19 protein-coding genes, 1 tRNA gene and 1 other RNA gene are annotated in these 21,293 nt (G+C 72.8%); 12 read left to right on the top strand and 9 right to left on the bottom strand.

From position 1 onward, the window contains the following. Nucleotides 1–49: 49 nt before the first annotated feature. Nucleotides 50–2,239: a DNA polymerase III subunit gamma and tau gene (locus tag ACZ58N_RS23205; RefSeq protein ID WP_471162978.1), complete on the bottom strand. Its 2,190-nt coding sequence runs from the start codon at nucleotides 2,237–2,239 to the stop codon at nucleotides 50–52. 78 nt (nucleotides 2,240–2,317) lie between these two features. Continuing rightward, nucleotides 2,318–2,416: signal recognition particle sRNA small type (ffs, locus tag ACZ58N_RS23200), an RNA gene on the bottom strand. 314 nt (nucleotides 2,417–2,730) lie between these two features. Here ffs and ACZ58N_RS23195 point away from each other — a divergent pair. Continuing rightward, nucleotides 2,731–2,818 (top strand) — tRNA-Ser (locus tag ACZ58N_RS23195). Between the two features lie 153 nt (nucleotides 2,819–2,971). Here ACZ58N_RS23195 and ACZ58N_RS23190 read toward each other — a convergent pair. After that, nucleotides 2,972–3,715: a MerR family transcriptional regulator gene (locus tag ACZ58N_RS23190; protein WP_471162976.1), complete on the bottom strand. Its 744-nt coding sequence runs from the start codon at nucleotides 3,713–3,715 to the stop codon at nucleotides 2,972–2,974. Nucleotides 3,716–3,909: 194 nt separating this feature from the next. On the opposite strand from ACZ58N_RS23190, the gene ACZ58N_RS23185 reads away from it, so the two are divergent. Next, on the top strand, nucleotides 3,910–4,293 hold the full coding sequence (locus ACZ58N_RS23185) for a protease inhibitor I9 family protein (protein WP_471162974.1): 384 nt from the start codon (nucleotides 3,910–3,912) through the stop codon (nucleotides 4,291–4,293). A 208-nt stretch (nucleotides 4,294–4,501) separates the two neighbouring features. On the opposite strand, the gene ACZ58N_RS23180 is transcribed toward ACZ58N_RS23185, so the two are convergent. Next, nucleotides 4,502–6,064, bottom strand: a complete 1,563-nt coding sequence (locus tag ACZ58N_RS23180) for an MFS transporter (protein ID WP_471162971.1) — start codon at nucleotides 6,062–6,064, stop codon at nucleotides 4,502–4,504. Then, nucleotides 6,061–7,647, bottom strand: a complete 1,587-nt coding sequence (locus tag ACZ58N_RS23175; RefSeq protein ID WP_471162969.1) for a PucR family transcriptional regulator ligand-binding domain-containing protein — start codon at nucleotides 7,645–7,647, stop codon at nucleotides 6,061–6,063. The genes ACZ58N_RS23180 and ACZ58N_RS23175 overlap by 4 nt, the downstream gene beginning before the upstream one ends. A gap of 314 nt (nucleotides 7,648–7,961) precedes the next feature. On the opposite strand from ACZ58N_RS23175, the gene ACZ58N_RS23170 reads away from it, so the two are divergent. The 3 genes from ACZ58N_RS23170 (at nucleotide 7,962) to ACZ58N_RS23160 (ending at nucleotide 12,123) form a co-directional block, all read left to right on the top strand. After that, nucleotides 7,962–8,789: an FAD binding domain-containing protein gene (locus ACZ58N_RS23170; protein ID WP_471162966.1), complete on the top strand. Its 828-nt coding sequence runs from the start codon at nucleotides 7,962–7,964 to the stop codon at nucleotides 8,787–8,789. Continuing rightward, complete coding sequence (locus ACZ58N_RS23165) at nucleotides 8,786–11,569, top strand: molybdopterin-dependent oxidoreductase (protein ID WP_471162963.1); 2,784 nt, start codon at nucleotides 8,786–8,788, stop codon at nucleotides 11,567–11,569. The genes ACZ58N_RS23170 and ACZ58N_RS23165 overlap by 4 nt, the downstream gene beginning before the upstream one ends. An 80-nt stretch (nucleotides 11,570–11,649) precedes the next feature. After that, nucleotides 11,650–12,123: a molybdopterin-dependent oxidoreductase gene (locus ACZ58N_RS23160; protein WP_471162960.1), complete on the top strand. Its 474-nt coding sequence runs from the start codon at nucleotides 11,650–11,652 to the stop codon at nucleotides 12,121–12,123. A gap of 16 nt (nucleotides 12,124–12,139) precedes the next feature. Here the strand turns inward: ACZ58N_RS23160 and ACZ58N_RS23155 are convergent, their stop codons facing one another. Further along, nucleotides 12,140–12,559: a TOBE domain-containing protein gene (locus ACZ58N_RS23155; protein ID WP_471162958.1), complete on the bottom strand. Its 420-nt coding sequence runs from the start codon at nucleotides 12,557–12,559 to the stop codon at nucleotides 12,140–12,142. 390 nt (nucleotides 12,560–12,949) lie between these two features. Between ACZ58N_RS23155 and ACZ58N_RS23150 the strand changes: the two genes are divergently transcribed. The 3 genes from ACZ58N_RS23150 to ACZ58N_RS23140 all read left to right on the top strand — a co-directional run bounded on the left by ACZ58N_RS23150 (nucleotide 12,950) and on the right by ACZ58N_RS23140 (nucleotide 15,316). After that, entirely contained in the window at nucleotides 12,950–13,696 is a 747-nt protein-coding gene (locus ACZ58N_RS23150) for a hypothetical protein (RefSeq protein ID WP_471162955.1), read from the top strand. A 321-nt stretch (nucleotides 13,697–14,017) separates the two neighbouring features. After that, nucleotides 14,018–14,869, top strand: coding sequence for a helix-turn-helix domain-containing protein (locus ACZ58N_RS23145; protein WP_471162953.1), 852 nt, complete (start codon nucleotides 14,018–14,020; stop codon nucleotides 14,867–14,869). Nucleotides 14,870–14,896: 27 nt separating this feature from the next. Further along, a complete protein-coding gene (locus ACZ58N_RS23140; protein WP_471162951.1) occupies nucleotides 14,897–15,316 on the top strand; it encodes a S26 family signal peptidase in 420 nt (139 codons plus the stop codon). A 79-nt stretch (nucleotides 15,317–15,395) separates the two neighbouring features. Here the strand turns inward: ACZ58N_RS23140 and ACZ58N_RS23135 are convergent, their stop codons facing one another. After that, complete coding sequence (locus ACZ58N_RS23135) at nucleotides 15,396–16,208, bottom strand: VOC family protein (RefSeq protein ID WP_471162948.1); 813 nt, start codon at nucleotides 16,206–16,208, stop codon at nucleotides 15,396–15,398. 113 nt (nucleotides 16,209–16,321) lie between these two features. Between ACZ58N_RS23135 and ACZ58N_RS23130 the strand changes: the two genes are divergently transcribed. Next, nucleotides 16,322–16,903: an HhH-GPD-type base excision DNA repair protein gene (locus ACZ58N_RS23130; protein ID WP_471162945.1), complete on the top strand. Its 582-nt coding sequence runs from the start codon at nucleotides 16,322–16,324 to the stop codon at nucleotides 16,901–16,903. Between the two features lie 103 nt (nucleotides 16,904–17,006). Continuing rightward, nucleotides 17,007–17,480, top strand: a complete 474-nt coding sequence (locus ACZ58N_RS23125; protein WP_471162942.1) for a cupin domain-containing protein — start codon at nucleotides 17,007–17,009, stop codon at nucleotides 17,478–17,480. On the opposite strand, the gene opcA is transcribed toward ACZ58N_RS23125, so the two are convergent. Together opcA and ACZ58N_RS23115 are read right to left on the bottom strand one after the other, a co-directional pair. Further along, nucleotides 17,429–18,361, bottom strand: coding sequence for a glucose-6-phosphate dehydrogenase assembly protein OpcA (gene opcA / locus ACZ58N_RS23120; RefSeq protein ID WP_471162939.1), 933 nt, complete (start codon nucleotides 18,359–18,361; stop codon nucleotides 17,429–17,431). The two genes, ACZ58N_RS23125 and opcA, sit on opposite strands and share 52 nt — an antisense overlap. Before the next feature lie 106 nt (nucleotides 18,362–18,467). Then, nucleotides 18,468–20,078, bottom strand: a complete 1,611-nt coding sequence (locus ACZ58N_RS23115) for a helicase HerA-like domain-containing protein (RefSeq protein WP_471162937.1) — start codon at nucleotides 20,076–20,078, stop codon at nucleotides 18,468–18,470. 88 nt (nucleotides 20,079–20,166) lie between these two features. Between ACZ58N_RS23115 and ACZ58N_RS23110 the strand changes: the two genes are divergently transcribed. Together ACZ58N_RS23110 and ACZ58N_RS23105 are read left to right on the top strand one after the other, a co-directional pair. Next, on the top strand, nucleotides 20,167–20,463 hold the full coding sequence (locus ACZ58N_RS23110; protein ID WP_008740979.1) for a type II toxin-antitoxin system VapB family antitoxin: 297 nt from the start codon (nucleotides 20,167–20,169) through the stop codon (nucleotides 20,461–20,463). 79 nt (nucleotides 20,464–20,542) lie between these two features. Beyond that, nucleotides 20,543–21,226 (top strand): LytR C-terminal domain-containing protein, encoded by a 684-nt coding sequence (locus tag ACZ58N_RS23105; RefSeq protein WP_471162934.1) that lies wholly within the window; start codon nucleotides 20,543–20,545, stop codon nucleotides 21,224–21,226. Nucleotides 21,227–21,293 lie beyond the last annotated feature (67 nt).

Here is a 21,293-nt window from a genome sequence, read left to right as displayed (position 1 = left end):
TAGCCCGGACGGCGCGGCCGGTTTCGTGCGGCCACCCAACTACGGGGCGCTACTCATTCGTGTATTCCTCCACAACGGTGGCCCCGAGCTCGCGCACGATCAGGTCGTGCCCGGACAGCGCGCTCTCCACGAGGTCGGGATCGTCGGCCTCCGCGACGTCGTCCTCGGGGGCCACCGGCGGCGGGGCCTGCTGCACGGGGGGCTGCTGCGCGGGAGCCGGCCGCTGGGCCTGCTCGTAGGACTGCTGCGGCGCGGCGGGGGCCTGCGGCTGCTGGTACTGCGCGGGCGGCGGGTTGTGGGCGGGGGCGGGCGGCGCGTACGAACCCTGGGCCACGGGGGCGGGGCCGCCACCCTGGCCGACGACCGCCTCGATCCTCCAATTGACCTGGAACTGCTCGGCCAGGACCGCCTTCAGGACTTCCTCGCTGCCACTGCTCGCGAAGTTGTCGCGGGCTCCGGGGTTGGGGAAACCGAGCTGGAGGGTCGTCCCGTCGAAGCCGGTGACCTGGGCGTTCTGGCTGAGCAGGATCCAGGTGAAGCGACGCCGGTTCTTGACGGCCTCCAGGACCCCGGGCCACATCGCCTGGACCTGGCCCGCCCCGGCGGCCATGCCGGGGGAGGGCGCGGCCGCGGCGGGCGCGGCGGCGGACGGGGACGAGGGTGCCGACGGGGCCGGGGCGGGCGCCGGGGCCCCGCTTCCGGGGGCGGCGGCGCTGGGCCAGGCACCGGCGGCGGGGGCCGCCGCAGGGGGCGCGGCCGGGGCGGAGGCCGCTCCGGGCCAGGCACCGGGAGCCCCGCTGCCGGGCTGGGCGGCGCCGGGCCAGGCACCGGGCGCCGGGGCGGCCGGGGCCGGTGCCGCCGGTGCGGGGGCCGCGACGGGCGGTGCGGCAGCAGGGGCAGCGACGGGCGCCGCGGGGGCGGGCTGCGCGGGCGCCGGGGCGGGCGCCTCCTCGGCGCGCACGGCGGCGCGCGCGGCGGCCGCGCCGCCGCCCGGGCCGGCCGGGGCCATCCCGTGGGCCTCGGGGGACGGTACGTAGGCCATCGCGGGCGGAGCCGCGAAGGCGGCGGCCGCGGCCGGGGGTCCGCTGCGCTCCAGCCGGTCGAGGCGGGCCTGGAAGGAGCGTTCGTCGTCGAAGGCGGCGGGCAGCAGCACCCGGGCGCAGATCAGCTCCAGCTGGAGTCGGGGGGAGGTCGCCCCGCGCATCTCGGTGAGGCCGGTGTTGACCAGATCGGCGGCGCGCGACAGCTCGGCGGCCCCGAACACGGAGGCCTGGGCCTGCATCCGCTCCACGACATCGGCCGGGGCGTCGATGAGCCCCTTCTCCCCGGCGTCGGGCACGGCGGCCAGGATCACCAGGTCGCGCAGGCGCTCCAGCAGGTCGGCGACGAATCGCCGCGGGTCGTTCCCGCCCTCGACGACGCGGTCCACGACCTCGAAGGCGGCGGCCCCGTCCCCGGCTGCGAAGGCGTCGATGACGGAGTCGAGCAGTGAGGCCTCGGTGTAACCCAGCAGGGAGGTCGCCATGGCGTACGTCACACCGTCATCGGCGGCGCCGGCGAGGAGTTGGTCCATCACGGACATCGAGTCGCGCACCGATCCGGCGCCGGCGCGCACCACGAGCGGCAGCACGCCGTCCTCGACGGTGGCGCCCTCCCGACCGCAGACCTCGCCGAGGTAGTCCCGCAGGGTGCCGGGCGGGACGAGACGGAAGGGGTAGTGGTGCGTGCGCGACCGGATGGTGCCGATGACCTTCTCGGGCTCGGTCGTGGCGAAGATGAACTTGAGGTGCTCCGGCGGCTCCTCGACCACCTTCAGCAGGGCGTTGAAGCCCGCCGAGGTAACCATGTGCGCCTCATCGATGATGTAGATCTTGTAGCGACTCGACGCGGGGCCGAAGAAGGCCTTCTCGCGCAGGTCACGGGCATCGTCCACACCACCGTGCGAGGCGGCGTCGATCTCGATGACGTCGATCGAACCCGGGCCGTTCCTGGCGAGGTCGCGGCAGGACTGGCACTCCCCGCACGGGTCGGGGGTGGGGCCCTTCTCGCAGTTGAGGCAGCGGGCCAGGATGCGCGCGCTGGTCGTCTTCCCGCAGCCGCGCGGACCGCTGAACAGGTACGCGTGATTGACCCGGTTGTTGCGCAGGGCCTGCATCAGCGGGGCAGTGACATGCTCCTGCCCGATGACCTCGGCGAACGACTCGGGGCGGTAGCGGCGGTACAGCGCAAGGGACGACACGTCTACGAGGTTATCCGGGCCCGCCGACAACGGCGGCCCGCCGACGCCCCCGGACCCGCCGCGGCGACCCCGCCCGGAACGCAAAGCGCCCCCCACGCACCCGCCAGAGCCCACTTACCCTTGCTGCCTTCCGGCCCTGGGGGAGTTGGGTGAGATAGCGCCACGTGAGGGGCTGGGCCCCACAGTAGCGGATACCCCCCCCACAATCGACCCGGACCCCCACCACCCGGATCCCACCACCCCGACCGGCCCCGCGGGGCCCCACCGCAGAGCGATCCCACCACCCGAGCCCGGCGCCGAGCGGGTCACCCCTCGCCCCTCGCCCTCGCTCCTCACCCCTCCCTCCTCGCCCCGACCGCGATCACGACCCCGGTTCGGGATCCGCTTCGGACCCCGCCGGAGCGGATCAAGGACCGATCAGGGAGGACTCCGGGACCCGTGATCCGGATCGTGTTCGCGAGCACCCCTCAACGTCTTGTATTGTTTGCGGCGGAGGATTCGCCTAGTGGCCTAGGGCGCACGCTTGGAAAGCGTGTTGGGGGCAACCCCTCACGAGTTCGAATCTCGTATCCTCCGCCAGTGCCTCACCGGGCACTTGAAGGCCCCGACCGGGAAACCGGCCGGGGCCTTCTGCGTTGTCCCACCACCGCGCACCCGCCGGATCCCGCCCGCGCGGGGACGGCGGGGCCGCCGCGTCGGGCCCCGGCCGACCCGGACCATCCCCAGGAGGCCTCAGGTGGGGTTCGCGCGGAGGCGGCAGAGGTCTATCAGGCGTTCCCACGCCGGGACCGGTCTGCCCGTTCGGGACGCCATGAGGGTGACGGCGACCAGGGCGTCGAGGGGGAGCACCGGCTCGGGGCCGTCAGGGTCCGGCGGGGTGAGGCCGCCGAAGGCGTTCACGGTGTCCGCGAGGGCCTCCAGTCGGGGGTCGTCGCGGTCCCAGGCGGCTGCCCGGTCGCAGGTCAGGTAGAGGCGCTGGAAGGCGGGGTCCTCGAACAGGGTGTGCTTCTGTCGTGCCCACTGCGGGACCCGGTCGGGGTACTGCGCCACCAGCAGGATCCACGTGTCGCGTTCGGTCCTGACGGTCTCGGGGGAGAGGCCGACCTCCCGGAGCCGGTCCAGCAGGAGCACGACGTCGGGCGGGAGGAAGAGGGCGTCGCCCGCGGACAGTTCGGCGATCCGGCCGCGGCGCCGCTTCAGGTCCCGCACCTGGGTTCTGAGCTCGTCGTCGATCTCCTTCACGGCCGCGGCGAACTGTCGGGGCGTGGCGGCCATCAGTTCCTCGATCCGGGCGAGCGGCACGCCGGCGTCCGACAGGGTCCTGATCCGGACCAGGGCCACGACCGCGTCGGCCCCGTAGCGCCGGTAACCGGAGACGTCGCGCTCCGGCTCGGGCAGCAGGCCCCGTTGGTGGTAGTGGCGGATGGCGCGCACGGTCACGCCCAGATGGGTCGCGACCTGGCCGATCGTCAGCATGAGGGTCCCCCGGGAGTCGCGGGCCTGAACGCCGGCCCCGAACCGCCCCTGCGACGGGGTCCGACGCTCTGACCATGAACACGACGACAACGTCGCGACAGGCTACCGAAGCCGTCCGCGCCCGGCGCGGTTCAAGGTGGGTCGCTTGCCGGCCGAAGGAGCGGGTAGCCGATCCTTGGGAAACGGAGTTCCGCATGCGCCCGACCACCCGCCCGATCACGCGCCCGATCCTGCGTCCCGCCCTGCTCGCCGCCTCCCTGCTCGTCGCCCCGCTCGGGGTGGCGCCCGTCGCGTACGCGGCCGGGGCGGTGGGGTCGGTGAGGCCGGCCGACGACAGCCGGACCGAGCCCTACATCGTCACCCTCGCCCCCGACGCCGACCCGGAGCGGGTGATGGACGAGACCGGCGTGACCGAGGTCCGGTACGTGTACCGCAGCGTCGTACGGGGCTTCGCGGCCGATCTGAACGAGGCACAGCTGGCCGCCCTGCGGGCACACCCCGCGGTGGTCGCCGTCGAGCAGGACGGCGAGGCCGTCGGTTCGCCGGCGGAGGAGGGCGGGGCGGCGAGCGGTTGGTGAGCGGCGGCCCGTACCGGTGGAGCCCGTGAGCGCCCGTCCGTGCCCGTGGAGCCCGTGAGCGCCGGCCCGTACCCGTGGAGCCCGTGAGCGCCCGTCCGTACCCGGTGGGCCCGTCGCCGGCCCGGAGCGCGCAGGAGCGGCGGGGGTTTCCCCCGCCGCTCCTGCGTTCCCCCGCCGTTCCTCGCGTTCCCGCCCCCGTGCCGTGCGCCTACGCGGCCACCCGTCCGGCCGGGGTCGGGTCCGACGGTCGGGGTTCGGATCCGGTCGGCGCCGGGGTCGCGGGGGACTTCCGGTCCCGCATCAGGATCAGGGCGAGGCCGGCCGCGGCCAGGACGCCCGCCGCGGCGGCGGTGAAGGTGGCCGACATGGCGGCGGTGAAGGCGTCGCGGGCGGCGGCGGCGAGCGCCGGGTCGGTGAGGGCGACGGTCACGGAGTGCCGGGCGGCGTCCGGCGTGCCGGCCGGCATGGCGCCGGAGTGGACGGAGGTGAGCAGGGCGCCCAGGACGGCCACGCCGAGGGCGGCGCCGGCCTGCTGGACGGTGTCGTTGAGGGCGGAACCGACTCCCGCGTGCTCCGCGGGGACGGCGCCCATGAGGGCCGCGGTGGCCGCCGGCATGGCCAGGCCGCCGCCGATGCCCATGACCGTCATGGCGGCGGCGAGGGGGACGAAGCCGTCGCCGGCCTCCAGCGTGGCGAGGACCGCGAAGCCGGCGGCGATCACGGCGAGGCCGACGGCGGTCATGATCCGGTTGCCGACGCGGTTGCCGAGGGTGGCGCCGAGGCCGTTGAAGAGCAGGGTGGCCACGGCGAGCGGGGTGAACGCGAGGCCGGTTTCGGTGGGGCTGTGGCCGGCGACGAACTGGAGGTACTGGGTCAGTACCAGCATCAGACCGCCGTTGGCGAAGGTCAGCAGGACGAGCGAGAAACTGGCGCCGCTGAACATCCGGTCGCGGAAGAGGGCCATCGGGACCATCGGGTGTTCGGTGCGGACCTCGTGGACGACGAAGGCGGTGAGCGCGCCGACGGCGACGGTGAGACCGACCAGTGTCGAGGGGGCGGTGAGGCCGTCCTTCGGGAGGGCGATGATCGTCCCGATCAGGGCGGTCATTCCGGTGACGGACAGGCCCATGCCGGCGAAGTCGGGCTTGCGCCACGGCCCCTTGGACTCGGGCATCAGGATCAGCGCGGCGGCGATGGCGATCAGCACGATCGGCACGTTCATCAGGAAGACGGCGCCCCACCAGAAGTGGGCGATCAGGATCCCGCCGACCGCCGGGCCCCCGACGAGGCCGACGACGGCGGCGGCGCCCCAGGCGGAGATGGCCTTGCGGCGCTCCTCCTCGTCGAAGACGGTGATCAGGATCGAGAGGGTGCTCGGCATGACGAGGGCGCCGCCGATGCCCATGACCACGCGTCCCGCGATGAGTTGGGCGGGGGATTCGGCGTGGGCGGCGAGGAGGGAGGCGATCCCGAAGAGCGCGAGGCCGATGATCATCACCCGTCGGCGGCCGAACCGGTCGGAGAGGCTGCCCGCGGTGAGCAGGAGGCCGGCGAAGACCAGGATGTACGACTCGATGATCCACTGAATGGCTTCGGCGTCGGCGCCGAGGTCCTGGGCGATCGGCGGGATCGACACGGTGAGCACCATGTTGTCGACGACCAGTACGAGGGTGCTGAGGCAGAGCACGATCAGGATGAGCCAGCGGCGCGGGTCGCGCGCGGCTCCCTCCCCCGTGACGCCCGTTCGGATGTTCCCCGCGGTACCGCTCATGGTGGTCCCTCCCCTTGCCCCGCCTGATGCGTACACCGTTCGCTCGGTGACATGAACAACGTACGCCCATGCGTACAGTGTTCGCAACCGACCAAATGGAAGCCCGCCGCTCCCCGAGCCGGCGGGCTTCGTACGGCTAGCCGCAGCGCAGCGCCGCGTACAGGTCGAGCTTGTGGTCGAGGCGGGACAGGTCCCGGTCGGTCAGCACCTCCACCCGCTCGATCCGGTAGTGCACGGTGTTCACGTGCAGGTGGAGGGCCTCCGCCGTACGGGCCCACGAGCAGTTGTTGGCCAGGAAGACCTCCAGCGTCTCGCGCAGCATCCCGTCGCCCAACGCACCCAACGTCCGCGTCCCGAACACCCCGCGCACCTCCGGCGGCACCCCCGGACAGCAGGTCCGCCAGGGTGTCCAACTGCTCGACCCCGCGCACGGGACCCGCCTCGTCGGCCGCCGTGAGGGCGAAGCGGGCCTGGGTCAGCGAGGAACGCAGCTCCTCGGGGCCCGCGGCCCGGGCGCCCGCGCCCAGGCGCAGGTCCGCGTCGGGGCCGGCGCAGGCCTGGATCAGAGGCCACAGGGCGCGCAGCGCCGCCACGTGGTCCGCCGACGCGCGCGCCTCCTCGGACAGCACCGCGACCGGGCCGCCCACCGCCCACGGAACGCCGTCCAGGTGCTCCAACGCCTCGGCCAGGGCCTCGCCGGAGGTGGCGACGAGCACCCGGTACGGGCCGGTCGGCGGGAGCCCGGCGGCGGTCAACGCCTCCTCCAGCGCGGCCGGTTCCGCCTCGCCCGACAGCACCCGGACCAGCTCGCGGCCCGCCGGACGAGCGGCGACCCCGGCACGGATGAGTCCGTCCCGGTACTGGGCGATGACCTCGGCGATCTCGTGGAGCACGCGGGGCGGCGCCGCGTCCGCGTCGGGCACGTGGAGCTGCCAGGCGTCGTACGGGGAGCTGTCGGCCTCGATCCGCAGCGACAGCCCGCCGCGCGTGGCGACGGCCCGCCGGGCGGACATCGGCGGCGCGGACGGCGTACGGGCCACCGTGCGGCCGCTCGCGGTCAGCAGGTAGCACGCGACCTTGCCCAGGTGCGCGCAGGCCCGGTCCAGGAGCTCGGCGGGCCCCGCGCCGCCCTCCAGCAGCCGACTGAGTTCGGCGCGCACGTTCTCGGGGAGGGCGAAGATGCGGTGGGGGCGGCGGCTGAGGTCGCCCCACTGGCGCAGGTACACGGCCTCGGTGACGGCCCGGAAGCTGGTCCGCGCCGGGACGGCCACGATCGGCACCCGGTGCGTCCGGCAGGACGCCACCAGTTCGTCGGGAACCCGGCCGTGGGTCTCCTCGCCCGCGAACAGGGCGGTGGCCCCCGCCCGGGCGAGGGCCGAGACGAAGTGGTCGGCCTTCGCCAGGTCGCCCTCCGCCCACCACACCAGTCCGCTCAGCACGAGTTCCCCGGGGCCCAGGAACCGGCCCGGGTCCTCCAGGTCGGTGGCGGTGACCCCGCTGACCTCCTGGCCGAGAAGGGACGCCTCGCCCCAGAGCAGGGTGAGGCCGAGATCGTCGGACTGGAGCAGGTCGAGGACGTGCATGGCAGGGACTCCTTGCGGTGGGGTGAGCCACATTCGCCAGGTGAATACGGTGATTCCCATCGTAAATGCAAGGGCAATGGGCACCTAGAGCTCTTGGTTGATCATCCAGGAGGAACCCCCGGAACCCCGTACGTTTCCGTGGCCGGGACCAGTCGTATCGCCCCCGCCCCCCTTGTTTCACTGGCCGGAAGACATTGCCGGAGGACGTTGCCGCAGGGCATGCGGACGGCATGCGGACGACGCGCCGGACGGCTGCCGGAAGACATGCCGGCAGATGTGAACGGCGCGCGGCGGAGAAAGGCTGGTGGCGCGGGATGGACCTCAACACGGTGATCGACGTGCGCGACGCTCGCCGCCGGGAGCCCTGGCGGCCCGGTGACGCCTGGCTCGGCGGCGGGACGTACCTCTTCTCCGAACCCCAGCCGCACATCCGTCGCCTGATCGACCTGTCGCGGATGGGCTGGCCGCCCCTGTCCTGGCAGCCGGACGGCTCGCTCGACATCTCCGCGACCTGCACGATCACCGAGCTGTCCCGCTTCGGCCGGAGCCTGCCGGCCACCGCGGCCCCGCTGATCGAGCAGTGCTGCCGGGCCTTCCTGGCGAGCTTCAAGATCTGGAACATGGCCACCGTCGGCGGGAACCTCTGCAACGGCCTCCCGGCCGGGCCGATCATCTCGCTGGGCGCGGGCCTCGACGCCACCGTCCTCCTCCAGGGCCAGGACGGCGCCACCCGCCGGCTGCCCGTCACCGATTTCATCCGCGGCGCCGGGGTCAAGGACCTGCGCGACGGGGAACTGCTGCGTTCCCTCCGTGTCCCGGCCCGCGCCCTCGGCTCCCGTACGGCCTTCCGACAGGCCTCCCTCTACGGGCTCGGCCGCTCCGGCGTCCTCGTGATCGGCACCTCGGACCCGCAGGACGGCTCGCTCGCCGTGACCGTGTCCGCCGCCACCACCCGCCCCTTCCGCTTCTGGTTCGCGCTGCCGCCCACGGCGGCCGAGCTGCGGGCGGCCGTCGACGACGCCGTCCGTCCCGAGGAGTGGTTCGACGACATCCACGGACTGCCCGACTGGCGGCGGCACATGGCGCTGCTCCTGGCGGAGGAGATCCGCCGCGAACTCACGGCCGAGGAGGTTTCCCGATGAGCTACGGCATCGAGATCAACGAGCAGCGCTTCGAGGAGGAGCCCCGCTCCGGCCAGTGCCTGCGCACCTACCTGCGCGAGCGCGGCTGGTTCGGCGTGAAGAAGGGCTGCGACCAGGGCGACTGCGGGGCCTGCACCGTCCACGTCGACGGGCAGCCCGTGCACAGCTGCCTCTACCCGGCCGTCCGCGCCGAGGGCCGCTCCGTCACCACCGTCGAGGGCCTCGCCAAGCCCGGCGGTGAACTCCACCCGGTCCAGCAGCAGTTCCTCGACGCGCAGGGGTTCCAGTGCGGCTTCTGCACCGCCGGGTTCCTGATGACCACGGCGGCCCTCCGGACCGAGGAGGGCTCCGCCCACGACGACGGCAAGCTCCAGGACCTGCCGCGCGCCCTCAAGGGCAACATCTGCCGCTGTACGGGCTACCGGGCCATCGAGGACGCCGTCCGCGGGGTGAAGCACACCGAGGAACCGGAGGCCGGCCAGGCCGTCGGGAAGTCGCTGGGCGCCCCCGCGGGCCCGCTCGTCGTCACCGGCACCGCCCGCTACACCTTCGACGTGGAGGTGCCCGGCCTGCTCCACATGAAGCTGCTGCGCTCCCCGCACCCGCACGCCCGCATCGTCGACATCGACACCCGCGACGCCCTCCAGGTACCCGGCGTCCACGCCGTCCTCACCCACCACGACGCCCCCGACCGGCTGTACTCGTCCGCCCGGCACGAGCACCCGACCGAGGACCCGATGGACACCCGCGTCCTGGACGACGTGGTGCGCTTCGTCGGCCAGCGCGTGGCGGCCGTCGTCGCCGACAGCGAGCAGGCCGCCGAGGAGGGCTGCCGCCGGGTGGTGGTCACGTACGAGGAACTCCCCTACGTCATCGACCCGGAGGAGGCCATGCTGCCGGGCGCGCCCGTGCTGCACCCCAAGGGGCCCGAGTCGGGGATCTTCCGGGCCGAGAACAACGTGTGCGGCGAGGTCCACAACACGCTCGGCGACATGGAGCGGGGCTACGCGGAGGCGGACGTCGTCCTGGAGGAGACCTTCCGGACGCAGCGCGTGCAACACGCCAGCCTGGAGACCCACGGCAGCGTCGCGTACTTCGAACCCAAGGAGGACGGCGACGGCGAGCGCATCACCGTCCGCTCCTCCACCCAGGCCCCGTTCCTGACCCGACGGGCGCTGTGCGCGCTCTACGACCTCGGCGAGGACGAGGTCCGCGTCGTCGCGGGCCGCGTGGGCGGCGGGTTCGGTGGCAAGCAGGAGATGTTGACCGAGGACATCGTGGTCCTCGCCGCCCTGCGGCTGCGCCGCCCGGTGAAGCTCGAATTCACCCGGGCCGAGCAGTTCTACGGCGCCACCACCCGGCACCCCTTCAAGATCACCATCAAGGTGGGCGCCAAGGCCGACGGCACCCTCACCGCGCTGCGCATCCGCGTCGTCTCCAACACCGGCGCCTACGGCAACCACGGCCCGGCCGTCATGTTCCACAGCGTCGGCGAGTCCTTCGCGGTCTACAAGGCGCCGAACAAGGAGGTGGAGGCCTACTCCGTCTACACCAACGGCGTGCCGGCGGGCGCCTTCCGGGGCTACGGCCTCGGGCAGGTCCTCTTCGCCGTCGAGTCGATGATGGACGAGCTCGCGATCCGGCTCGGCATGGATCCGCTGGTCCTGCGCGAGAAGAACGTCATCGGCCCCGGCGACCACCTGGTGACGCCGATCGGCCACGAGGAGGACCTGTTCATCGCCTCGTACGGGATGAAGCAGTGCATGGACGTGGTGCGCCGGGCCATCGCCGAGGACCGCAGCCACGAGGACGTCCCCGAAGGCTGGCTCACCGGCCAGGGCGCGGCGGTCGCGATGATCGCGACCGGCCCGCCGGGCGGCCACTTCGCCGACGCGCGGATCAGCCTGATGCGCGACGGGACGTACGACATCGCGGTCGGCACGGCCGAGTTCGGCAACGGCACGACCACCGTCCACAAGCAGATCACCGCCGGAGCGCTGAACACGACCGTCGACCGGATCACGGTGCGCCAGTCCGACACCGACGTCGTCCGGCACGACACCGGCGCGTTCGGCTCGGCCGGCACGGTGGTGGCGGGCAAGGCGGTCATGTTGGCGGCCGATTCGCTCGCCGAGCGCCTGCGGACCTTCGCGGCCCGGCACACGGGCGTGGCCCGGCACCTGTGCGAGCCGGGCAGGGAGGCCTTCGACTGCGCGGGCCGCGTCGTCACCCTGAAGGAGTTGTACGAGGCCGCGCACGTCACGGGCAGGACGGACGAGATCGCGGCGGACGGCCACTGGAGCGGTTCGCCCCGGTCGGTGGCCTTCAACGCCCAGTGGTTCCGGCTGGCGGTGGACCCGAACACCGGCGAGATGAGGATCCTGCGGAGCGTGCACGCGGCGGACGCGGGCAAGGTCATGAACCCGATGCAGTGCCGGGGGCAGGTCGAGGGCGGCGTGGCCCAGGCCCTGGGCGCCACCCTCTTCGAGACGGTGCGGGTCGACGAGCGCGGGGAGGTCACCACGGCCGCCTTCCGCCGCTACCGGCTGCCGCAGTACGCGGACGTCCCGCGCACGGAGGTCCACTTCATGGAGACCTCGGACGCGATTGGACCGCTCGGCGCCAAGTCCATGTCCGAGAGCCCGTTCAACCCGGTGGGCCCGGCCTTCGCCAACGCGCTGCGGGACGCGACGGGCATCCGGTTCACCGAGATGCCTGTGACACGTGATGTGGTCTGGCAGAAAATCAACCGGAATCTGCAAGGTGGAAAGCACCAATGACATCCGGTCTGCGGCTCATACGGACCTCCGAACCTCGCAGATGAGGTTCCGCGTCGGGCCGTGGCGGGCATCATGCCCGCATGTCCGGACTCACGCTGCACGGAGACCTTGACCATCCGGCGACCCTCACCGTCGCCGATCTGCGGCAATGGCCCGGCCACCGGGCCGAGGTCACCTTCGACTGCGCGACGAACGGCCCGCAGCACCACGTCTTCGAGGGCGCGCTGCTGCGGGACGTCGTCACCCGCGCCTGTCCCGCACTCGACGGCCGCCGCCGCAAGGACCGCAGTCGGTTCCTGCTGGCGGTGAGCGGCGGGGACGGCCACCACACAGTGCTGTCCTGGGCGGAGTTGGACACCGACTTCTGCGGCAGTCCCGTCCTGCTGGCCACCCGCCTGGACGGTGAGGACCTCGACGAGGCGGGCTGCCAGCTGGTCGTCCCGTCCGACCGCTGCGGTGCGCGGTACGTCAGCGCCGTCACCCACATCTGGTTCGGCGCCCTGTCGGCGCCGCCCCCGGCCGTGGCGCTCGCGCCACTGGCCGTGGGGGTCTGACGGCGGCTCCGGGGCCCTACGCGGACTGGAGGGAGACCTCGGTCGCCTTGATCAGCGCGACGACGGAGGTGCCGGCGGCCAGGCCGAGCGCCTCGACGGCGTCGGCGGTGATGGCGGCGGTCAGGCCGCCACCGTTCACGTCGACCTTCACGGAGGCCATGGCCGGACCCGTGGCGACGTCGACGACGGTCCCGGGGATCCGGTTGCGGGTGGACAGGCCCTCGACGGGCCCGGTGGCGAGCGCCACCTCGGTGGCCTTGACCAGGGCCTTCACGGCGGAGCCCGCGGTCAGGCCGAGGTCCTTGACGGCGTCGGCGGTGATGGCGGCGGTGATGTCCTGGCCGCCGTCGAGGCGCACCTTCACCGTCGCCATGGCCTCGCCGATGGTGACGGCGGTGACGGTTCCGGCGATCTGGTTGCGGATGCTCAGGCTCATGGTGCTTCGACCTCTACGTCTTCGGTTTCTTCGTCCGCGCGGATCGGGGGATCCGCACGGGATCGACCGTACGAGCCGGCGCCCCGCCCCGCTCGCCGCCCCTCGCATCCGCGACCCGGAACCACCCGCCCGGCTCGCCGCTGCGCGAAAGGTCGCACGACGGGCCGACGCGCACGCACCGAACCCGCCCCGCGCGCCGCACCGGGGGACCGGCGGACCGGCTCCGAGCAGGGCGGTGCGTTACGGTGCGGTGCGTTGCGGTGCGTTGCGGGCCCAACTGCCCTTACGCGCGCGACAGATCGGCCCTGACCCCGGCTCGGGGGCACCTCAGGGGCGGGCCGGGGGTTTCCCCGGCGCGGCCGACCGGCGCCCGGCGGCACCGTGGGGGCCATGAAGACCACCACCGCCGGGCTCGCCCTCGCCGCCGCACTCGCCCTCACGATCACCGGCACGGCCGGCGCCTCGGCGGCCACCGGACCCGCCTCTCCCGCCTCCCCCACCTACGACTTCTCCGATTGCCCCGCCCTCCCCGCCGGGGTCGACGCGGCGCGCTGGAAGTGCGAGCTGCACACCGCCTCCGGCTCGCTCCGCCTCGGCAACCGCGACATCCCCGCACTGGCCCCGATGACCCTCACGTTCGCCGAGGGGCCGATGCCCGACGGCAGCAACGGCCAGGCCTGGGGATCCCTGCGCGGCGGGCCCTCCACCGTCCCCGGTGGACTGCTCGGCATCGACGGCGCCTCCGCCGACCGGTCACCGCTGCTCGGCCTGTCACTGCGGCCGGAGTACGGCGGCCGTTCCGACTTCTACTCCGTGGGCGACAGCATGGGCTTCTTCACCCTGCGCTACCGCGCCGTGAGCCCGCTCCTGCCCGACGGTTGCACCATCGGCGCCGGCGACACCCCGATCGAGATCCGCCTGAAGCGGGTGGGCGATTCCGAGCGGGTGTCCAAGAACCCCCCGGTGATCAAGTACGCGGCGACCGACACCGCGTTCGCCGTGCCGGCCGCCACCGGCTGCGGCCCGATGACCCGGCTCGTGAACGACCGTCTCGGCCTCCCGGCGACCACCGGGAACAGGATCACCCTGTCCGGCGAGTACACCTACAAGACGTACGACCAACTCACCGTCCGCTGAGGTGGGACCGGGTCCCGGTCGGGCAGGTCCCGGGTTCGCGGTACGTTTCTTGCTTCGCAAAAACCGGGGAAAGAACCCCTTCCCAACCCCACCAGCCTCCCCCGGCGGTGCCATCACTCACACGGGTGAACAAGTCCAACTCGGTTGGATTTCGGACCGGTTGCGGGGCATATGCTCGGCCCGACCGCTTCACCGACGAAGACGGCCCCCGCCGGGACGGCAATCCCGGGCGAGGGCCTGACCAAGCAGGAAGTCACTAGCTTCCCCCTGGCTCCTCAGCAGGCTATCGCGCCCTCCCCTGCGCCGTACGGCGTTCGCCACGTGAACGTCCGACACACGACCCGGTTCACCGTGATCGGGAACCACCTCATCCAGCACCCGAAGCTGACGCTGACCGCCCGCGGCCTCGGCGCGTACATCCAGTCCCTCCCGCCCGGCACCGCCATCGGCATCAAAGACCTGGTCAGGCAGGTCCCCGAGGGGACGACCCGGATCGCGACGGCCCTGCGCGAGCTGGAGGCCCACGGCTACCTCAAGCGGACCGTGGAACAGCTGCCCGACGGGCGGTTCGTCACCCGGACGGTGTCCTACAACCACCCCGCGGCGATGACGCGGCCGACACCCGTGCCGCCACCCGCACCCGTGCCGGCACCACCACCGCCACCGGCACCGGAAGGCCCCGAACCGACGCCGGTACCGCGGGACTTGACCCCCGAGCCGGAGCCCGAGCCGGAACCCGGGCCGCAGCCGGAGCCGGAGCCCGCGCCGGAACCCGACCCCGGGCCCGACCCGCGTCCCGTCCCCGGGCCGCCCTCGCCCCACCGCCCGGCGGCCATGGCCGTGCTCGCGAAGCTGCGCCACGTCGACCACCGGCTGCTCCTCGGAGGGCGCGACATCGAGCGCCTCGCGGAATGGGCCCAGGTCTGGGTCGAACGCGGCGGGAGCGCGGACGCGATCATCACCGTGCTGACCGCCGACCTCCCCGACGTACTGACCAACCCGGCCGGGCTCATCGCCCACCGGCTCAGGGACCAGGTCCCGCCCGCCCTGGAGGCCGAGTTCAGAAGACCCGCACGCGTCGCGCCGGCCCCCTTGCAGAACTGCCCGAGCTGCGACCGCGCCTTCCGCAGCCATGAACCCGGCCGGTGTCGGGGCTGCGCGGACCCCCCGTAGGATTCGGGCCGCACGTCCGGTTCTGACATGGCGCGGGCAAACAGACGGTCGGGTCTCGGGATCGCGAGGGTCTCCCACACCGCCGGCGCGACCACGCTGACCCTCAACGGTGAACCGCTCGTCGAGCCCTACCTGCGGGAGGCCGGCCGACCGTCGGCCTTCGCGTTCGACGTGACCGTGCCGGAGGGCCGGATCTTCGTGATGGGCGACCACCGGCTCAACTCCCGCGACTCGGCGATGGATCCCGTGGGCGAACAGCAGGGCACCGTCCCCGCGGCGAGCGTCCGCGCCAAGGTCGCCGACTCCTCCGACGGCTTCCTCCTGGTCTCCGCCGCCGGCCTGCTCGGCGTCCTCGGACTCGTCGCGTCGCTCGGGCTCGGATGCGCGGCCCTCGTGGCGCGCGGCGAGGCCCGCCGCGCGGAGCTCCCCCTGCCACGCGCGGCCTGACCGCACGGACCGGGTCGAGCCGAGGTTCGGCGACCCCCGACGGCTCCGGCCGGCCCCGGGGGTCGGCCCGTACCCGCCGCTACCCGAACGAGGGCATCTCCCCGACCGTCGTCGTGACGTCGATCACCGCGAACGCCGCGCCCTGCGGGTCCGCGACCGCCGCGAAGCGGCCGAAGGGGCTGTCCATCGGCCCGAAGTGCAGCTTCCCGCCGTGCTTCTTCGTCTTCGCCACGGCCTCGTCGCAGTCGGGGACCGCGAAGTAGACCTGGATGTACGACGGGACCTCGGGCGGGAACTCGTCGCCCATGGCCATCCGGCCGAGGACCGGGTTGCTCCTGCCGCCCAGGCTGAAGACCTTGAAGTCCATCCCGGCCATCTCGGGATCGTCGCCCGTCTCCATCTGCTCGGCCTCGTAGGGGAACACCGCCGGCAGGAACGCGTCCGGTCGGGCGACGTCCCGGCTGAAGACCTCCGCCCAGCAGTACGCGCCGGCCTCGCCCATCTTCTCGAAGCCCTTGTGCTCGCCGGGCTGCCAGACGCCGAAGATCGCGCCGCTCGGCTCCTTCGCGATCAGCATCGTGCCGAAGGTGCCGACCTGCATCGGCTCCATGACCAGTTCGCCACCGGCCGCCCTGATCTTCTCCGCCGTCGCCGCCGCGTCCGGCGAGGCGAAGTACAGACACCACTGCGAGGGAGCGTCCGCGCCCGGCATCGGCGGGACCACGGCCGCGACGGCCTTCCCGTCGGAGTAGGCCTGGGTGTAGTTGCCGTACTCGCTGCTGGACTCCCCGAAGGTCCAGCCGAGGACGTCCGCGTAGAACGCCTTGGCGCCCTCCACATCGGTGAACATCGCGTCCACCCAGCAGGGCGCGCCTTCCTGGAACTCAGCCATGGTCGATCTACTCCCGTGTCCGCGTGCGGGTGTTTCGTTCCCACGCTAGGCGGGGGGTGCGGCAACCGCGCGCCGACCGCGCGCCGAGCCCGCGCGCGGGGGAGGCTGGAGCCATGGACATCACCATCCGGCTGGCCCAGCAGCCCGAGGCCGACGCCCTGCTCGGCCGCAGCCCGCTCGCCGCGCTCACCGGCATGCTGCTCGACCAGCAGGTACCGATGGAGTGGGCGTTCTCCGGCCCGTGGACGATCGCGCAGCGGCTCGGCACCGACGACCTCGACGCGCACGCCATCGCCGCCCACGACCCGGACGCCTTCGCGGCGCTGCTCTCGCAGAAGCCCGCCGTGCACCGCTACCCCGGATCCATGGCGAAGCGGATCCAGCAGCTGTGCGCGTACCTGGTCGAGCACTACGACGGTGACGCCGCCGCCGTCTGGGCCGACGCCACGACGGGCCCGGAACTGTTGGAGCGGCTCAAGGCACTGCCCGGGTTCGGGGAGCAGAAGGCGCAGATCTTCCTGGCGCTGCTCGGCAAGCGGTACGGGGTGCGCCCCAAGGGCTGGCGGGAGGCCGCGGGGGGCTACGGCCCGGCGAACATCCACCGCTCCGCCGCCGACATCACCGGCCCGGAGTCCCTGGCCAAGGTCCGGGCGTACAAGCAGGAGATGAAGGCCGCGGCGAAGGCGAAGGGGTAGGGGTAGGGGGCGGGCCCGGTCCGGGTCGCGGACCGAGGCGGCCTCAGCCCCGCCGCCAACCGGACCTGAGGATTCCTGCGGTCACGGCACTAGGGTCGGATTCATGATCGAAAATCTCACGCGCGGCGCGACCGCCGAGCGCGTCAGCGACGGCCCCGGCAGCGTCATCACCCTGCTCACCGACACCGACGAGCTGACCTGCAACACCGCGAGCTTCGAGGTGGGAGCGGCCGGCGCCCCCGTGCACTTCCACACGAAGGCGACCGAGTTCTTCCACGTCACCGACGGCCGCCTCGACGTCCTGGTCGGCGACGAGGTCCACACCCTCGGCAAGGGCGACTTCATCACCGTCCCGCCCGGTGTGAAGCACGCCTTCGCCCCGGCCGCGGGCCACACGGCCGAGGTCCTCGTCGGCTTCACGCCGGGCATGGCCCGCTTCGACTACTACCGGCTCCTCGGCCGCGTCCGCGCCGGCGAGGCGACCGTCCAGGACATCAAGGACAGCTCACCGGTGTACGACAACCACTACGCGGAGAGCGAGGCCTGGGCGGATCGGCCGCGCAGCGCCGAGGCGTAGACGACGTCGGCGTCCAGGCGCCGCAGTTCCTCCGCGAGCAGCTCCGCCGTGCTGCGGATCTTGAGGGCCACCTTGCGGTCGGGCCAGCCGGGCAGCAACAGGGTGGCCAGCACCCCTGCGGGCCGGTCCACCCGTATCTCCCCGGCGCTGGTCTCCAGCCGGACCCGGGTGATGACCGGTCCGTCGGTGGCCACCCGGTCCACGCGCACCTCCAGCCGGTGCTCCAGCCAGCGCGCCAGCAGCTCGGCGCTCGCGTTGTCCGGCTCGCTCTCCACCGCCGCGCCCGTGACCGGAAGCGGCTTGTGGTCGAAGGCGGCGGCCAGCAGGGAGCGCCACGGCGTCAGCCGGGTCCAGGCCAGATCGGTGTCACCGGGGGCGTACGAGGCCGCCCGCCGGTCCAGCACGCCGACCGGGTCGGGCGCCGCCTGCGAGTCGGTGATGCGGCGCTGGGCCAACGCGCCCAGCTGGTCACGGGCCGGATCCGCCGGGGCCTCGGACGGCCACCAGGCCACCACCGGCGCGTCGGGCACCAGCAGCGGGAGCACGACGGAGCCCGCCTGGTCGGTGAGTTCGCCGTGCAGGCGCAGCAGCACGATCTCGCCGGAGCCGGCGTCCGTGCCGACCCGCAGTTCGGCGTCGAGCCGGGTCTGGCGGAGCCGCTGCGGACCCCGCGCCGTCCGCTTGATCACGGCGATGATGCGGCACGGATGCTCGCGGGAGGCCTCGGAGGCGGCGCGTACGGCGTCGTAGGCGTTCTCCTCGTCGGTGACCACGACGAGGGTCAGCACCAGCCCCATGGCCGGGCTGCCGACTGCTCGGCGCGCTTCGAGCAAGGCCCGGACGACCTTGCTGGACGTGGTGTCGGTGAGTTCGGTCCGCATACCCCCGAGTCTGTCAGCGTCGACGGGGCCGGCGGCACCCGGTGCACTTGATTCCGGCTGGACCTGCAGGCCCGGGGCGTGCGGGATCGACCGACGCCCCGTCAGGTCATCTTCTGCGACGGGCCGTTCCGAAGAGGGAGCGGGAGATCTCCCGGCCCAGGGAGGTGCCGACCGAGCGGGCCAACGAGCGGAAGATGCCGCTGCCCACCACCTGTTCGGCCAACGAGGGCTCCGGCTTCGGCGCCCTCCGGGCGGCCTTCTCCGCCTCCTTGGCCTCCTTCTCCGCCCGCTTCTCCGCCTCCGCGGCCGCCGCCGCCTCCTCCGCGGCGGCCTCGGCCGCCGCCTGTTCGGCGCTGATCCTCTCGTACGCCGACTCGCGGTCCACGGGCTCGGCATAGCGCGAGTACAGCAGCGACGCCTTCACCGCCCGGTCCAGTTCCGCCGCGTCGACCGGTCCCATCAGCGACTGCGGGGCCCGCAGCCGGGTCGCGGCCACTGGCGTCGGGGCGCCCTTCTCGCTGAGCACCGTGATCACCGCCTCGCCCGTGCCGAGACCGGTGAGCAACTCCTCCAGGTCGTAAGCGGAATTGGGGAAGGTCTTCACGGTGGCCTTCAGGGCCTTCGCGTCGTCCGGGGTGAAGGCGCGCAGCGCGTGCTGCACGCGGTTGCCGAGCTGCGCCAGCACGTCCGCCGGGACGTCCTTCGGGGTCTGGGTCACGAAGAAGACGCCGATTCCCTTGGAACGGATCAGCCGGACCGTCTGGGTGATGGAATCCAGGAAGGCCTTCGACGCCCCGTTGAACAGCAGGTGCGCCTCGTCGAAGAAGAAGACCAGCTTCGGCCGGTCCGGATCGCCGACTTCCGGGAGATCGGCGTAGAGATCGGCGAGCAGCCACATCAGGAAAGTGGAGAAGAGTTGGGGTTTGTCCTGAACCGCCGGGAGTTCCAGCACGGATACCGTTCCGCGGCCGTCCGCTGCCGTCCTGAGGAATTCGCTCGTGTCGAATTCGGGCTCCCCGAAGAATTCCGACGCGCCCTGCTGCTCGAATGCGGTGAGGGCCCGCAGGATCACCCCGGCGGTGACCGTCGAGAGCCCGCCGATCCCCTTGAGTTCCGCCTTGCCCCGGTCCGAGACGAGGAAGGCCACGACCGCGCGCAGGTCCTTGAGGTCGAACAGCTCCAGGCCCTTGGAGTCGGCGTAGTGGAAGATCAGCCCGAGGGACTGCTCCTGGGTCTGGTTCAGCTGGAGCACCTTCGACAGCAGCACCGGACCGAACGAGGTCACCGTCGCCCGCAGCGGAATGCCCGGGCCGATCCCGCCCAGGGAGTAGAACTCGCTGGGGCAGCCGGTGGCCCGCCACTCCTGGCCGACCTCCGCGGCCCGTTCCCGCACCTTCTCGTTGTCCGCGCCGGGTGCCGAGATCCCCGAGACGTCCCCCTTGATGTCGGCGAGGAAGACGGGCACGCCGTTCGCGGACAGTTGCTCGGCGATGAGCTGGAGGGTCTTCGTCTTCCCCGTGCCGGTCGCGCCCGCGACGAGCCCGTGCCGGTTGAGCATCCCCAGCGGGATGCGGATCTGCCGGTCCGGCAGGCAGGCGCCGTCCCAGATCAAGGCCCCCAGATCGAGCGCGGGTCCGGTGAAGGCGTACCCCGCGGCAATCGCTCCGGCCGGGTCCGCGGGGTCCGCAGGAACGGCCTGGTCGGTGCTCTGGCTCATGCATCACTCCCGGAATAGCCCTGTCCGTCACCTTTGCACCCATGACACGAGGCTGCGCCCGGAGGCGCGGGCCCGGTAGGCTTTCCGTGTGATCTTCAAGCGCATCGGAAGCGGGCGGCCGTACCCCGACCACGGCAGGGAAACCACCCGGCAGTGGGCGGACGTAGCCCCGCGCCCGGTCCGGCTCGACCAGCTCGTCACCACCAAAGGACAGCTGGACCTCGAAACGCTGCTCGCCGAGGACTCCACCTTCTACGGCGATCTCTTCGCGCACGTCGTGAAGTGGCAGGGCGATCTGTACCTGGAGGACGGGCTGCACCGCGCGGTGCGCGCCGCGCTCCAGCAGCGACAGGTGCTGCACGCACGCGTCCTGGAAATGGACTGATTGCGCCTTTCGGGTCAGCCTTGCCCGATCAATAGATCATTTAGTAGGCATCGTCACGGCGCGGCATTACGCTGCGCCCATGAGCATGCTCACTCCCCCCGGCATGGGCGGAAAGTACCGCGTCACGGGAGCTGCCTACCCCCGCATGAGCCGCCGGCCCCGACGCCGGAAGGTCGTCCTCGCCCTGCTCGGCTCGCTCCTCGCGCTGTCCCTGCTCGGCTACGGGGCGCTCCAGCTCATCGGGGTGTTCCGGGGCGACGGCGGCGGTAAGCGGAACGCGGCGGCGGCCGGCAAGGACTGCCCCACGGCGTCCGCCACACCCGCCAAGGCCGCGAAACCCGCCTCCGCTCCCCAACCGGGACCCGCCACCTCCGCATCACCCGCGGTCGTGCTTCCCCAGCCCGGACAGATCACGGTCAACGTCTACAACGCGACCCCGCGCGCGGGGCTCGCCAAGGCGGTCCGCGACGAGCTGGAGAAACGCGGCTTCGTCATCGGTCAGGTGGGCAACGCCCCGCCCACCTTCGACAAGAAGGTCCCGGGCGCCGGGATACTGCTCGGCGCGCCCACCACGGACAAGGCGGCCTACGCCGTCCTCGGCACCCAGGTCGACGGGCTCACCCAGCAGCACGACACGCGCGAGGGCGCCGACATCGACCTGATCATCGGCGACGCCTTCAAGGAACTGAAGCCCAAGGAGGAGGCCGACCGGGCCGTGGCGCTCCTCGCCAATCCCGCGCCCGCACCCGCCGGAAAGTGCTGATCCCGGTCCCGTCCCGGTCCCCCGGACCGGGACCGGGACCGGTCACGGCTGATACCGATCGGCTCCC

The sequence above is a fragment of the Streptomyces sp. NPDC040432 genome, from assembly GCF_055595445.1.
The sequence above is the reverse complement of the archived record's forward strand: the minus strand, read 5'-3'. Positions and strand labels throughout refer to the sequence as shown.